This is a genomic window from Limosilactobacillus pulli, from assembly GCF_947381555.1.
Lineage (GTDB): Bacteria > Bacillota > Bacilli > Lactobacillales > Lactobacillaceae > Limosilactobacillus > Limosilactobacillus pulli.
Map to the genome: position 1 here is coordinate 32,214 of NZ_CANCWQ010000014.1, position 14,317 is coordinate 46,530.

Annotated in this window: 14 protein-coding genes and 1 pseudogene; 5 read left to right on the top strand and 10 right to left on the bottom strand. The window is 46.0% G+C overall.

Annotation, left to right across the window (positions count from 1 at the left end; genetic code table 11):
• Positions 1–5 precede the first annotated feature (5 nt).
• Positions 6–410: a DUF6508 domain-containing protein gene (locus QOS03_RS05705; protein ID WP_283575670.1), complete on the bottom strand. Its 405-nt coding sequence runs from the start codon at positions 408–410 to the stop codon at positions 6–8.
• Positions 411–508: 98 nt separating this feature from the next.
• On the opposite strand from QOS03_RS05705, the gene QOS03_RS05710 reads away from it, so the two are divergent.
• Complete coding sequence (locus tag QOS03_RS05710; protein ID WP_283575671.1) at positions 509–1,174, top strand: NAD(P)H-hydrate epimerase; 666 nt, start codon at positions 509–511, stop codon at positions 1,172–1,174.
• Between the two features lie 47 nt (positions 1,175–1,221).
• On the opposite strand, the gene efp is transcribed toward QOS03_RS05710, so the two are convergent.
• Both efp and QOS03_RS05720 read right to left on the bottom strand, forming a co-directional pair.
• Positions 1,222–1,779, bottom strand: coding sequence for an elongation factor P (gene efp, locus QOS03_RS05715; protein WP_169461592.1), 558 nt, complete (start codon positions 1,777–1,779; stop codon positions 1,222–1,224).
• A gap of 199 nt (positions 1,780–1,978) precedes the next feature.
• Positions 1,979–2,602 carry an LVIS_2131 family protein gene (locus QOS03_RS05720; protein ID WP_283575672.1) on the bottom strand — a complete coding sequence of 208 codons (624 nt, stop codon included), beginning with the start codon at positions 2,600–2,602 and terminating at the stop codon, positions 1,979–1,981.
• A 264-nt stretch (positions 2,603–2,866) separates the two neighbouring features.
• Here QOS03_RS05720 and QOS03_RS05725 point away from each other — a divergent pair, with 264 nt between their 5' ends.
• Positions 2,867–3,400 (top strand): HdeD family acid-resistance protein, encoded by a 534-nt coding sequence (locus QOS03_RS05725; RefSeq protein ID WP_283575673.1) that lies wholly within the window; start codon positions 2,867–2,869, stop codon positions 3,398–3,400.
• 96 nt (positions 3,401–3,496) lie between these two features.
• Entirely contained in the window at positions 3,497–3,688 is a 192-nt protein-coding gene (locus QOS03_RS05730) for an LBP_cg2779 family protein (protein ID WP_283575674.1), read from the top strand.
• Between the two features lie 91 nt (positions 3,689–3,779).
• Here the strand turns inward: QOS03_RS05730 and QOS03_RS05735 are convergent, their stop codons facing one another.
• The 3 genes from QOS03_RS05735 to QOS03_RS05745 form a co-directional block, all read right to left on the bottom strand.
• Positions 3,780–4,727 carry a LacI family DNA-binding transcriptional regulator gene (locus QOS03_RS05735; RefSeq protein ID WP_272215873.1) on the bottom strand — a complete coding sequence of 316 codons (948 nt, stop codon included), beginning with the start codon at positions 4,725–4,727 and terminating at the stop codon, positions 3,780–3,782.
• A 145-nt stretch (positions 4,728–4,872) separates the two neighbouring features.
• The gene (gene gtfA / locus QOS03_RS05740; protein ID WP_272215874.1) at positions 4,873–6,330 is read right to left on the bottom strand and encodes a sucrose phosphorylase; all 1,458 of its coding nucleotides are present in this window, start codon (positions 6,328–6,330) and stop codon (positions 4,873–4,875) included.
• Between the two features lie 23 nt (positions 6,331–6,353).
• Positions 6,354–7,583, bottom strand: coding sequence for an MFS transporter (locus QOS03_RS05745; protein WP_283575675.1), 1,230 nt, complete (start codon positions 7,581–7,583; stop codon positions 6,354–6,356).
• Positions 7,584–8,002: 419 nt separating this feature from the next.
• Here QOS03_RS05745 and QOS03_RS05750 point away from each other — a divergent pair, with 419 nt between their 5' ends.
• Both QOS03_RS05750 and QOS03_RS05755 read left to right on the top strand, forming a co-directional pair.
• The gene (locus QOS03_RS05750) at positions 8,003–10,006 is read left to right on the top strand and encodes a LysM peptidoglycan-binding domain-containing protein (RefSeq protein WP_283575676.1); all 2,004 of its coding nucleotides are present in this window, start codon (positions 8,003–8,005) and stop codon (positions 10,004–10,006) included.
• Between the two features lie 189 nt (positions 10,007–10,195).
• Complete coding sequence (locus QOS03_RS05755; RefSeq protein WP_169461672.1) at positions 10,196–10,492, top strand: ArsR/SmtB family transcription factor; 297 nt, start codon at positions 10,196–10,198, stop codon at positions 10,490–10,492.
• Between the two features lie 36 nt (positions 10,493–10,528).
• Here the strand turns inward: QOS03_RS05755 and QOS03_RS05760 are convergent, their stop codons facing one another.
• The 4 genes and pseudogenes from QOS03_RS05760 to QOS03_RS05775 all read right to left on the bottom strand — a co-directional run bounded on the left by QOS03_RS05760 (position 10,529) and on the right by QOS03_RS05775 (position 14,228).
• Positions 10,529–10,990, bottom strand: a complete 462-nt coding sequence (locus QOS03_RS05760) for an arginine repressor (RefSeq protein ID WP_006500851.1) — start codon at positions 10,988–10,990, stop codon at positions 10,529–10,531.
• 119 nt (positions 10,991–11,109) lie between these two features.
• Positions 11,110–13,092 carry an ABC transporter ATP-binding protein/permease gene (locus tag QOS03_RS05765; protein ID WP_283575677.1) on the bottom strand — a complete coding sequence of 661 codons (1,983 nt, stop codon included), beginning with the start codon at positions 13,090–13,092 and terminating at the stop codon, positions 11,110–11,112.
• Between the two features lie 158 nt (positions 13,093–13,250).
• Positions 13,251–13,920 (bottom strand): annotated as a pseudogene (locus tag QOS03_RS05770) (ABC transporter ATP-binding protein).
• An 11-nt stretch (positions 13,921–13,931) separates the two neighbouring features.
• Positions 13,932–14,228: an FtsX-like permease family protein gene (locus QOS03_RS05775; protein ID WP_326520888.1), complete on the bottom strand. Its 297-nt coding sequence runs from the start codon at positions 14,226–14,228 to the stop codon at positions 13,932–13,934.
• Positions 14,229–14,317: the final 89 nt, after the last annotated feature.

A 14,317-nucleotide genomic window follows, 5' to 3' on the forward strand; every position in this document is an offset into this window, starting at 1 on the left:
TTCCCCTATTCTTTGTTAACCGGCTGGGACTTGGTCAACTCAGCCAAGCGCTTGGTCAGATTATACATCTCACCAGACTGCAGCGCCTGGGCCCAGGTTCCTTCCTCAACCTCTTCCCAGTCAACAATCAAAGAGACCATTGCGCCAATTAGTCTGACATCATTTGACTCTAAGACTTGGGCAACGGTTTTTTCATTGACGTGCGGCTTGATACGAGCAGCGCGCAGCGTCTTGCGATAATGCGGATCATATTCAGCACTGGCGCGGAATCGACGCATAAATTCCAGCATCGGTTTATCATACAGCGGGTAGCCCACACGTACGATGCCATCTTCTGGATCGCTGATGGTCCAGCCGATTTTACGATCAATCATGCTCTTGAAATATGGCAGGTATGCATTTAAATCCATTAGGCTCACCTCATTTATCTAAGTATGTTTAGTGTACGCTTTTAGGTTGAGCCAATAAAGTGGTACGCTAAAAGAAACCGGATTTTGGAGATGATTTTATGGAAAAACCAATCGTCACTGCAGCCCAGATGAAACGCTGCGATACCTACACCATCAAACAAATTGGTATTCCTTCGCTGGTCTTGATGGAACGCGCTGCCTTAGCCGTTCGTGATGAGATTCTCAATGCCTTGCCGATCTATCTGAAACATGTCGTCGTCGTGGCCGGCAGCGGCAACAATGGCGGCGATGGCTTGGCAGTTGCACGCATGCTAAAAATTGCCGGGGCCAACGTAACGATTCTAAATGTGGGCAATCCTGACCATGCCTCAAAAGAACATCAGGTGCAAGACCACATCTGCCAATACTATCGCATTCCAGAGACTAACGATCCAAGCGTCTTAAACGATGCAACCTTGATCGTTGACGCGATTTTTGGGATTGGTATTGATCGGCCGGTTGCAGGACATTATGTCGATGTCATCAACACCATCAACGATTCAAAAGCTGCCAAAGTCGCCGTGGACATGCCATCAGGGATCAATACCGATACCGGTGAGATCATGGGCACTGCTGTCAAGGCCGATCTAACCGTTACGTTTGCCTTTAACAAGCTGGGGCTGACTAAAAATGAGGGTCAACAATATGCCGGTCGCGTAATCATTGCCGATGATATGGGAACCTATTGGATTGACGAGCATGAATCCCACTCTGATCAAAAATAGCTAAAAAAAAACGATTCGCACTTTGACGAATCGTTTTTTAATCTTAGTTAGGCCCGTGACTTGTAGCTGCCGTCCATCGTGTTGACAACGATTTGGTCGCCGTTCTTGATGAAGGCTGGTACGTTGACAACCAGACCAGTGCTCATCGTAGCAGGCTTGCCACCACCATCGATCGTGGCACCCTTGATCATTGGTTCCGTGTGTTCAACCGTCAGAACGACCGTCGTTGGCAGTTCGATACCAACCAGTTCGCTGCCAACGAAGTCCATTTGCACTTGCATGTTTTCAACCAAGTACTTCTTTTCTTCAGTCAGCTGTTCATCACTGATTTCGTATTGTTCGTAGGTTTCCATGTCCATGAAGACCGCCGTGTTGCCTTCATCGTACAGGTATTGAGCATTCTTTTTGTCGACGTTGACTTGTTCAACCTTTTCGGAAGGACGCATCGTCGTGTGCACAATGGAGCCAGTCCGAACGTCTTGGATGTCCATTTGCATCAACGTGTTACCCTTGCCTGGCTTGTGGTGGTTGATTTGCAAAACTTTCAACAGCTTACCGCCACGTTCAAAAACCATGCCCTTTTTCAAATCAATCGTTTGAATCATTGTACTAAGTACTCCTTTTATTAATTACTGAACTTAACCCACGCTTACCGTGAGCTTTTGATCGTTCAAATCTTCGCGATCGAGGCGTCGTTCATCGCCTTTTATCGTGTGCTCGCCATTGCACTGTCGCAATTTTAGCATCCACCTTTTACTATATCATGTAATCAGTTGATTTGCCTTGACAAACCCACTTATTTATTTACTTTTTTTGATCAACCATATTAGCAGCCGGAATTCTGATCAGAGTATGCGTATCAGCCAGCTTGCCACAGCGAACGCCCATCCCGTTTAAGATCGTATCGCGATATTTGATCGTCATTACGGCAACAAAAGCATGACCCGTCTTTGAGTCATAGGCCTTTAGCTTTTTCATATTCCAAGGATAGCCGACTGCCTGTCCGGTAACCAGTCGATCACTGTCAACGATCGTGGTTCCCCGCGCATCAGTCGTCATCTTGGCATTATCCGTCCAGTAGGTGTAGGAAACGATCGGCCGCGTACCGCCCTGGGCATGCTTGGCAATCACGTAGTAGTAATCGTTGTCTTGACTGTTCAGCTGTAGCGCCTCATATTCAGTCGTTATCTTAACGGCTTGAGTATCGTCATATGAAACGCGCCGGAAAAACGATAAATATGCCATACCGCCTAACCAGCCAATCGCCAAGACGACCAGCACTACGTAACGTACAAACAATTTTTTGTCAAAACGATGCTTCGTCTTGGCAATCAGCATCAGTTGCTTGACGCGGATGTAGTGAGTAACCCAGATCATAAAAACAATGGCCGCGATCCAAAGCAGCCATCCCAACCAGTTCCAATTCATAATTTTTTGCTCCTAAATCAATGACCGTATTCGTGCGTCAGACAACAAAAAAATCTATACATAAATTGTAACACATTGCGGCAATTGTTCCTTATTTCTCATGCCGTTATTAATAAAATAAGTTACAATAGAAGTATAAATAAAAACGTTTTCACCCATAAAAGTGGTGATGTGGCTAGTGTAGTTAACATTTGATTAGTTATTGTCTCTTTATAATTTTGCAATTATCCATGATATGTTTGCATTCCGATTTCTAAGGGGGTAATGATTATGGAAATGGACGGATACAAAAAGCGTTTTGACTGGGCCAGTCTGCTTTTGGGAATCGTACTGGTGGTATTGGGCTGCGTTTCAATCATGCACCCAGACAAATCGCTGCATCTGCTCTGCATCTTAGTTGGCGTGGGCTTGCTGCTATTGGGAATCTACGAGCTCTGGGCCCGCAGTAAGATGCAGGAGTGGCTCGGCTATCGTTCCGGTTGGCTGCTCGGTACCGGTATTTTAGACATTATCTTGGGGATCGTCTTTTTGGTATATCAAAACTTCGGCACTACCGTCATCGCCGTAGTCTTCGCACTCTGGTTCATCATCGGATCTGCCAATGAGCTGACGATTGCTGGCTTCTTCCGTCAGCTAAACGTCGGCTACTACTGGCTTTTGTTTATCCTCGACATTCTGGGACTGATTATCGGCGTAGTTTTGCTCTTCTCACCAATGCTTTCGGCAATTACCATGGTTGGGCTGATTTCTTTTTACTTGATCGTGATTGGAATCGTAAAGATTATTCAAGCCTTCTAGCATCTACGAAAAGAAAAGTTTACAATAAATATTGTAATATCGTACGTATGCAGCCATCGTTATTATGAATGATGACCAGGAAGGGAGAAAGTTTTAATGAGCGAACCAGTCAACAATCTTGCAGCAGAAATCATTGAATTTGAACGGATCCACGAAATGACCGACAACCAGGTCGCATTTGGCAGTCAAATGTCGGTTGAACGCGTTCATGACATCAAATCTCAAAGCGATAACGCTACGGATGAAGAAGCCAGTCTTTTGCGGCGCTTCATGCAGGCTAAGCACTAATAAAAAACGCGTCTTAGACAGGCGCGTTTTTTTATTTATATATAGCCTTAAACGGCCAAAATAAGCCCGTTATGATCAATCCGCAGTCCTGCTAGATCTCTGGATAATGAAAATCAACCATCAATGGCTGGGGATTTAATCTAGCAGCAGGATTCTTAATGCGCTTCATCAGCGTATCAATCAAAAGCTCCGACAATGCGGCGGTTGGCTGCTGAACCGTTGGCAGTTCCGGTGACAACTCACGAATCATTTTTGAGCCGTCATATCCCGTAACATGGAAATTTTTGTTAATTTGCTTGCCGGCTCTGACAGCCAAGTGGATAATCTTTAAGGCATCAACGTCATTGGTTGCCACCACGCCATCATATTTCCCAGGAAAAGTTGCCTGAAGATCCGTCTTTTTGGCATCCAATGGTACATATTCAATTCGATGCGCAGCAAAACAGTCGACAGCTCCCTGAACCCTGTTCAACGTTGGTGAAACCGAAGTATCTTCATCAATCAGAACTGCAGGATGCTTGACGTTTTTGGAAATCAGATATTCTGCTGCCATCTGACCGCCACGATAGCTGTCAGCTGATACGATCGGAATATTGTCGGCCAGGTAACGGTCAAACGATACAATTGGTGCTTTAATGCGCTGATACTCCTCGATTCCCAAATTATGAGAACCTGATATAATGCCATCAACCTGATTGGCCATCAGCATTGCCAGATAGTCATGCTCAATATCCGGATTCTGTGCTGATGAGGCAATGATCGTCTTGTAACCCTTGGCAAACAGGCGATACTCCAGATCATTTACCAGCTCTGCATAAAACGGATTGATAATGTTAGGGAAGATCAAGCCGATAAACTTGGATGGCTTGCCCTGCATCGCACGTGCCAGTGCATTGGGCTGATAGTTCAGCTCACGCATGGCCTCGTGGACCTTATTAATGGTTTTCTCGCTCAATGATCCATAATTATTGATAACGCGAGAAACCGTCGTGACTGAGACGCCAGCCAATTTAGCGACGTCTTTTAGTTTAGCTACCATATCTCTGACCTCGTTGAAATGATTGTCCTACTATTATAGACCAATCTGCAACAATTCGTTAGTTCTTTAAATAAAAAATCGCATCAGCTTAAGGCTGATGCGATTTTTGTGAACTATTCTGCAGGTTGACTAAAACAGACCTTTATTAGTTTTGTTCCATAACCGTTTCGCCGTTAGCCGTAATCTTAAATGTCTTGTTGGCTGCATCGGCTTCCAGAACGGCAACATTTTGGCCATCCTTGTCCTTACGAGTAATCGTGATCGTCGTTTCGGTTGGCGTTTGAATGTCAATCGAGCCATCCAGATCAAAGGCAGCAAATTCGTTACGCCAGCTCAGCATCTTCAGCAGGTTGGCAACGACTGGACGTTGAACTTCCTTGGCCACTTCTTCTTTAGTATAGTAGTGACGGTTGATGTTCCGACCTTCTTTAGTCTTTTCCAACAGTTCCAAGTCATTGGAGCCAGCCAGCAGACCAACGTAGTAAACCATTGGGATACCGGGGGCGAATACTTGGAAGGCACGTGCCAGCAGGTATGCCCGGTCGTCATCGCCCAATGCGGAGTAGTACGTTGAGTTGATCTGGTAGATGTCCAGGTTGTTGTAGGCAGCTGATGAGTACTTACGCTTAACGTTGGCACCAACCTTGTACAATTCGTTAGAAGCGTAGTCGATTTCTTCATCAGTCAGAATATCGCGTGCATCAACGACACCAATCCCATCGTGCGTGTCAAGCGTCGTAAACTGCTTCATTGGACTCATCTTCAGCCACTTAGCCAGACGGTTGGTCTTGCCGGAGTACAGAGTGTACAGCGTCGTCATTGGCAGTGCAAAGTCATATACAAAGTAGCCGTGCTGCGAGATCTTTTCAGGAATCGTGTAGTGTTCGTGGATTTCTGGCAGAATTTCAGCGTTGTATGGTGCCAGAATCTCACGCACTTCATTCAGCAGATCCCAGATTTCTGGTTCAACAAAGAAGTCGTTGGTACCAATCTTCTTAACAGCGTAAGCAAAGGCATCCAGACGAATCAGGTCGGCACCGTGCTTAACCATGTCAGTCAGCGTTTGCTTGAAGAATTCTTGGGCAACCTTGCTCTTAACGTTGATGTCGATTTGTTCTTCACCAAACGTGTTCCACAGATGCTCAACGGAACCATCATCAAACTTGATCTCTTGCATTGGGGCCTTGTCCTTACGCTTGTAGATCAAGTCAACGTCTTCTTTGGTTGGACGGTCAGGACCAGCAGCTGCCCAGAACTTTTCCCAACGAATAAAGAAGTCGTTATACTTGGAGTCGTCATGATTCTTCTTGAAGTCTTGGTACATAACCGACTTCTTGGAAATGTGGTTGATCATGAAGTCAAACATCAAGTAGTATTCTTCACCCAATGCTTCAACATCGGCCCAGTTACCAAAGGCAGGGTCAACAACCGTGTAGTCGTATGGTGCAAAACCACGGTCACCGGTTGATGGGAAGAAAGGCAGCAGGTGAACACCGCCAATTGCATCGCCGATGTATTCGTTTAAGACTTCGTGCGTTTCCTTGATGTTCTTAGCCAGTGAGTCAGAGTAGGTGATCAGCATGGCTTTGTTTTTGATTGGCATGTTTAATCCTCCAAAAATGTAAGTTAGTTTTTCTTAGCTTGACGACGAGTTGCAATAAAGATAACCAAGGCAATTACCAACAGGCCGATTCCGTATGGCACGAATGGTGCTGCCAGGTCCAAGCCGGCTTGTGGCCGGCCCATGATGTGATTGGTCCATTCAGCAATCGTTGGTGAGAAAAAGGCCCCAAAGTTAAAACCGATCAGAACCATTGAAGTAATCAGCGGCTGACGCTCAGCCGGTGCCAGATCAGGCAGCAGGTTAAAGATCAAAGGAGAGACCAGCTGCAATGGGAACCCGATCAACAGCAGACCGATTACCAGCATCATAAAACTGCGGTGACTGGCACCATAGGCAAACAGGAAGTTCGAGATTGCCATCAGAATCAGACCGAAGTAAACCGTCCCGAATCCCATAACCTTCTTAATCGAGCCGTAGAACAAACCACCCAGCGTTGCTCCAATCAGCATCAGCGATAAGAAGTTGGAAGAACCGGTGTAGCTGGCACCCTTAATGGCTACTGCTACCCCAGAGAAACGGTTTTCCATGCCGACATAGTCAACAACCAACAGGAAGGCAAACAAAATGAGCAGATAGACGACGGGACTGATCTTGCCCTTACCTTCGCCTTCAATGGCTTCTTTCAATTCTGCTTCTTGTTTTTCTTCCTTCTCCTCAGCTGCTTCTACCTTGCTGTCGTCCGGAACGCGAGCGGCAAAGAAAAGCAGTACCAAGAAGGCCAGTGCGTAGACCAGAAATGACTGCCGCCAGCCAATCAAGCTCAAAAGCAGACCGGCAATAAACAGGGTCGTGGCTTGACCGATCTGTTCGGCAGCCGCCCGCCAGCCTAGCATTTGAGCTCGATCATTGCCCTCATACCAAACTGAGATCATCGAAATGGCCTGCGAGTTGTAGAGACCATAACCAGCCCCCAAGACTAATCGCGATGCCAAGACGATGCCATAGTTGCTGACAAACATTGGCACCAGCCCAGCCAGACCAACGATGAAGACCCCCAGCATGATGATCTTCTTGTCAGAAATGTGGAACCACGATTGCAGCAGCGGTGAAAGTACCACAAAGATCATAACGGCAAAAGATGGTGTCGTAACCAGGTATTCAGACTGCGTTTGCGTAATGTGCAAAGCCGCCTTCAACTGTGGCAGCGATCCCTGAATCGCGTACGCACTGGTCACCATGAAAGAAACCGACAAGAAAGCCAGTTTCGTCATAATTGACTTTTTGTTGTCCATGTTGTTTTCCCCTACAAATATATTTAACGCTTCATCAAACTGATTGATAAACGTTTATCAATTTCATCGAGAATTATTTTAACTTGTTTTAGTTTCTTTTGTCAATCGTTTATCAAAAAAGATTTGAATCGCTTTCGCGGCACTCAAATCTTATTTTCATACTTTTAATAATCAAAAAGTGATTCTTTGTTTAATATTGCGATCAGTGAAGAAATTTCTCAGGCATAAAAGTCTATTAATTTATAGTAGATTTTAGTCGTTTTCATTTAAAAATTAATTGACGTAACCCGTTGTGAATGCTACTTTTTAATTAGCTGCTATTCTTAACGAATTATTAAAAAATATAAATTCTAACATATATAGCCGATATAGCCGACTTAACCACTGATCAGCTAGTTTTTAAAGGAGTATGCTCACGTATGAAAAATCCAATCATCGACGAAACACATCAGCATTATAAGATGTACAAGAGCGGCCGGCAATGGGTCTTTGCCAGCATCGCCGCTTTAACCATGCTGACGGCGGGCGCCTCGGTTGCCCATGCCGATCAAAAGACCAACCAGACCACGCATCAGATTACCGTTTCTGGCAATGCCAACGGTTCTGATGCCAGCCAGGAAGCTGACGGCAGCGCTACAGCTGCCAGCTCGCAAGCTAGTCAAGCCAGTGCCGCTGCCAGTCAGGTTAATGAAGCAGACGTTCAAAGTACTGCCTCACAAAACACCACTGAAACAAACACTGCATCGACTGCCAGCGCTGTTGCCAGCACCGCAGTTCAGGCCGAATCTGCTGCTGTATCTGCTAACAGTGCCGGCTCAAGTACCGCTGCCAGCCAGTCAAGCACTGCCGAATCTACTGCCAGTCAAGTAGTCGAGTCTGCTGCAACGACGACACTGGCTGCAGCCAGTGCAAGTACTCAAAGCAATCAGGTTGACCTGAGTTCGCTTTACTTCAGCAGCAATGCCAAGTCGCAAAACTTTATCGAAAGCGTTGCGCAAGGCGCGATCAATGGTTGGACCAAGTATGGCGTTTTGCCTTCCGTTACCGTTGCCCAAGCAATTTTGGAAAGCGGCTGGGGGCAGTCTGGTCTTTCTACTTCAGCCCACAACCTGTTTGGGATCAAAGGCAGCTATAATGGTCAATATGTTACGATGCAGACACGTGAGGTCTACAATGGTCAAAGCTACTACATATACGACAACTTCCGCAAGTATGCCAACAACTCCGAATCAGTTAAGGATCACGGCAACTTCTTGTACAGCAACAGTCGTTATGCCAACCTGCTGGGCGACCAGTCCTACACCAGCGTAGCACGCAAGCTGCAGGCAGATGGCTATGCTACCGATCCATCATATGCCTCATCTTTGATCAAGCTGGTGGAAATGTACAATCTGACTCAGCTTGACAACATTGCCTTTTCTGGCAAGCAGCCCGTTATCAACAACAAGAATGACTATAACTACTCTAACAGCGGCAATGCCGACAGCTCCAACGGCTACTATACCGTTCAAAGCGGCGACACGCTGTCTGGAATTGCCTTGAAGTTCTCCACAACTTCCAGCAAGCTAGCCCAACTGAACAGTATTTCCAACCCGAACCTGATTTATGTTGGACAGCGTCTGTTGGTTAACCAAAACAGCGGCTCAAACTCCAGCTCTTCCAGTCAGTCCAGTTCTGCTACAACGAATACGGATGCATCAGCTGCCAGCTACACTGTTAAATCAGGCGACACGCTGTCTACCATTGCCAGCCAACATAATACGACGGTTAACCAGATTGTTTTGCTTAATCAGTTGAGCAATCCAAATCTGATCTACGTTGGTCAAGTCTTGAAGCTTAAAAACAACCAGACAACCAATTCGTCATCGGCAACATCGTCATCAACCGCTGCAACGACTGCTGGTACATATACCGTTAAAGCTGGTGATACGCTGTCTGCCATTGCATCTCGCTACAGTACTTCCAGCAGCACGCTGGCTTCACTGAACTCACTGAGCAATCCAAACCTGATTTATGTCGGTCAAGTACTTAAAGTCAGCTCAAATGCCTCGACCAGCAGTTCAACCAGTTCTTCTGCAAACAACACTGTAACGACTGCCTCTTCCTACACGGTTAAGGCTGGTGATACGCTGTCTGCCATCGCTGCCAAATACGGTACCACCTATCAGGCACTGGCATCAGCCAACAGCATCAGTAACCCAAATGACATTTATGTGGGTCAGGTAATCAAGGTCAGCGCGAATGTAACCGCCGCCAGCTCTCAAACTGTTTCTTCAACCAGCAGCGGCAGCTACACGGTCAAGTCCGGCGACACACTTTACGGCATCGCTTTGGCTAATGGCTTGAACTGGCGGACATTGGCCAAGCAAAACGGCATCAGCGATCCAAACGTCATTTTCGTTGGCCAGAAGCTGAGCCTGTAATTCATCGCATTTACACTTAACAGCCAGTCGGATTCATCTCCGACTGGCTGTTTTATCAAAATTATTTAGCGCTTAACACACCGTTTCGCGCTGCTTGAAATTTAAATGGCAACGACCTATTATTGAAAGCATAACGTTTAAATATTCGTTACCGAGAAAGTAAGTGGTGTCGTGATCAATTACCGTTCAATGGAAATCGAAGATCTGGATGAAATCAGTCGTTTATTTAAGCTTTTGGGACATCCTAAACGACTGCAGCTGCTGTATTTGCTGATTCAGCATTCAATGAGCGTCTCTGAAATCAGTAAAGCACTGAACTGGGAGCAATCAGCCGTTTCCCATCAGCTGCAGCTGCTGCGCAAATATGGACTGGTCAAGCAGGTTCGGCATGGCAAGACCATCATCTATCATTTACAAGATCCCAAGGTTATGACCTTGATTGCCGATGTGGTTAGTCATGCTGAAAAGATCGTTAAATCGTCATAAAAAAGCGCACCGAAAATAATCCGGTGCGCTTTTGCTTTAGTCTTCGGTCATGTGCTCTTTGATCAAGCGATTGATGGCCTGGGCATCCTCATTATTTTTACTGATGGTTAAAAGCGTGTCGTTACCGGCCAGCGTACCGACAACCTCAGGCAGCTGAGCATTGTCGAACAAGCCTGCCAGCACGGTTGCATAATTGGAGTTCAATGTCGTTTGAATGACATTGATGAATTGGACGTTGGTGACTTTTTCCACGTTATGGCTGATCCCATCGAAGAGGCGCTGATATTCATCCGCATGAGTATGCAAAATCGAATAGTAAGTATGCCCATGCTGGTCACTAACCTTGACGATGTTTAGCGCATGAATATCTCGCGAAATCGTAGCCTGGGTAGCATCAATGCCATGCTCAGCCAGCATTGCAAGCAGGTCATGCTGCGTATTGATCCGCTGCTGCGTTACCAGTTCTTGAATCAGTTGGCGTCTTTCTTTTCGATCCATTGTTTACCTCCAGCATGCATAATAATTCATTGCTCTTATCATACTATGAATTGCCAACACTTAAAAGCAGCTCATCGTTTTTTATTGAGCTTTTTTAATCACACCTGCATATTATGCAATCAATCGGCAGCCAATGCCTTGATCGGATTTAATTTGGCAGCTCGTCTGGCCGGCATCAAAGCGGCTAAAAAGGCAATCAGCAGGGCGCTTGCAAAGGCAAACAAGACGTTGCCCAGTGAAATTTGAACGATATCGTATTTGATCAAATGGTACAGCCCATGATTCAGGATCAGTTCAGCACCATAGGCCAGCACCAGCGCCAGAATTGCCGCAAAAAAGCCGATGAACAGCGACTCAGCCGTAAACAGACGTCTGATGTCTACCTTGCGCTCACCAAGCGCCCGCAGCACGCCGATCTCCTTGGTTCGTTCCGAAACCGACATATACATCGTTACAATGATCATCAAGGCCGATACCAACAACGAGATGCCAGCAATTGCAGCTAAAACGATCGTAGCCAGCTGAACATAGGTATTGACGGTCTTGAGCATAGAACCAACCGTAATTGCGCCCAAGATGCGCTTATTGGTCTTGGTATCACGCAGATCATTGATTTTATCAGCTACTTTGTCAACCTGATTCAACGACCTGACGCTGACCGCGACATAGTTTGGCTGCGTAGATGCTCCACTTTCGGTAAGCATGCTCTTGATGGTTTGATAGCTCATCGCTGTAGTCGCCGAAACTCCAGACGTAAAGCCAACTACCTTAACCGTTCGCGTTGACTGCGTCGGCTGACCAGCAGTATTAACCCAGTTAAACGTGATCGTTACGTTTTGATTAAGCAAGCGTTGATAATGCTTGGCTCCTGCTAATTGAATGGCCTGCTGCTTGTTTAAAATGATCTGATTGGCATGTGGTACGTGGCCTTTTTTGATGGAATGGGTAGTGTAGGCCTTGCTCCAGCTGTTTAGACTGGTCCCACTTTGAATCTTGTTTTGATAAGTGATCTTATAAGCAGCGATCGAGTAGCCTGGCTGAACGCCAGATACGCCAGTGAGTTTTTGCAGCCGTTTAAGCTCTGAGGCTTTTATAAACATTGACTGGGGATTGGCTGCCATATTCTGCATGGAAGATTGCAGCTGATCTTGATTCATTTTTTTACCGCTGGTATTGCGCAGAACCGTAATGACCTGCGGATTGGCTAACGAATTGATCTGATTTTCAATATAGCCATTAACGCCATTGCCCAGGCCACTGAACAGCAGCACTGCAAACAAACCGATTGCCGTTCCCAGCATGATCAGTGAATTGCGCCAAAAGTTATATTTAAAATGTTTAAAAGCCGTTTTAAAACTGGCTAATGCCGGCAGCGATCGCGAATTAAGATGCGTAGGACTTTTTGGCAGCACATAGGCCGGTCGCAGCCGCTGATCACCATCGATTTTGCCATCTGCCAGATGCACGATCCGTGTTCCATGATTGGCAACGTCTTGCGAGTGAGTTACCGCAATGACGAGCTTACCATCTTTGGCGATGCCATCCAGCAGCTCCAGAACTTCTTGCGTATTTTGACGATCCAAGGCCCCGGTTGGTTCATCAGCAATAATGACTTGTGGATCACTGGCTAAGGCTCTGGCAATCGCAACTCGCTGTTTTTGCCCACCGGAAAGCTGATGTGGATACTTACGCAGCTGATCTTTTAACCCAACCTGTTCCAATAAAGACACAGCGCGTTTTTTTCGTTCTTCTGCTGATAGATCCGTCATATCTAAAGAAATTAGCACGTTTTCCAAAACCGTCAGATGCGTGATCAAATTATAGGCTTGATAAATATAGCCAATCGTCGCCCGCCGATAGTTATCCATCTGTTTTTCCTGTCGATGATCCAATTTTTGACCATCAACAATGACTTCACCATCAAATTCACGATCCAAGCCGCCAATAATGTTCATCAGCGTCGATTTGCCGCCCCCCGATTCCCCAAGGATTGAGACAAATTCTCCCCGTTCAAATTCAAGATCGATTCCTTTCAGAACCGGAAACTCTTCTTTTCCCAGGAAATATGACTTATGGATATCATGAAGCTCCAAATATGCCATAAAAAACTCCTTATACTTTATTATCTTCAAAAGCTGTCTCTCAAATTGTAAAAGATCCAGTCTATTCGGGCAATTATTCTTATCAGCATTAAAATCAAAAACGCATTACTCCAGTTGTTGACCGGCATAATGCGTTTTAGCATAAAATTAGCAGTTATCTAAGCATTCAGCAGCTGCTCAGTCATCTTGCCATCCATGATCTGATAGATGCGATCGGCAAAATCCTTTAACCGCAAATCGTGCGTGACAACGACCACTGCCTTGTCATACCGCTTTGCCATTTCCTTCATCAAGCGCCCTACGACCTTAACCCGCTTACTGTCTAAAGCAGCTGTTGGTTCATCAGCCAGGATAATTGCTGGATCGGTATACAGCGCCCGAGCAATAGCGACCCGCTGATTCTGTCCTCCCGAAAGCTCATCGGGATATTTATTGACAAGCTGATCGATACCCAGTTCCTGCAACAGTTTTTCCAGCCGATCCGAACTAAGGTTTCCTCTATGAACACGATCAACCAAGGCAAATTGATCCGCAACACTCAGATAGGAAAGCAGATTGTAAGACTGAAGCACAAAACCGATTTGATTTAAGCGAATCTCATCCCGCTGCTTTTCTGAAAATTGACTGATATCTTGGCCATCAATCAATACCTGGCCGCTGCAGACCACCAGCAATCGTCAGAAAAGTACTCTTGCCTGATCCAGAGGGCCCTAAAATCAAGCTTAGTTCGCCGCTGTGTGCTTTGAAGCTGACGTCTGAAAGTACCTGAACCTTACTGATGCCAGTCCCATAGTCTTTGTTAATATTTTTTAATTCAATTGCCGTCATCCTGCTCACCTCTATCTCATTGCATCTAATGGGTCAATTCGACTGATCATGCGGACCGGCAGCAATGAACCGGCAACGCCCAAAACGACCAATGCCAGACTCAGGATCCCAGTCAGTGGCCAGTTGATCAGCATTGGTACCGAGCTTGGCATAACTGCCTTGGAAGCAATCATCAGCAGCAAGGCGCCAAGCGTACCGCTGACCATCAAAACCACAGCCTGATCAATCGTTGCCCCGATCAGATAGGCTGCTGGGATTCCTTGTGCTCTTAGGACTGCATAGTTGGGAATCTTTTGCATCGTCAGAATATATAAAAAAACACGTCAATTGCTAGTTTGTAACATTCCAAATTTTGCTAGATTATTCGTCATGACAAGTGCCTCGATCTGTGCTTGCA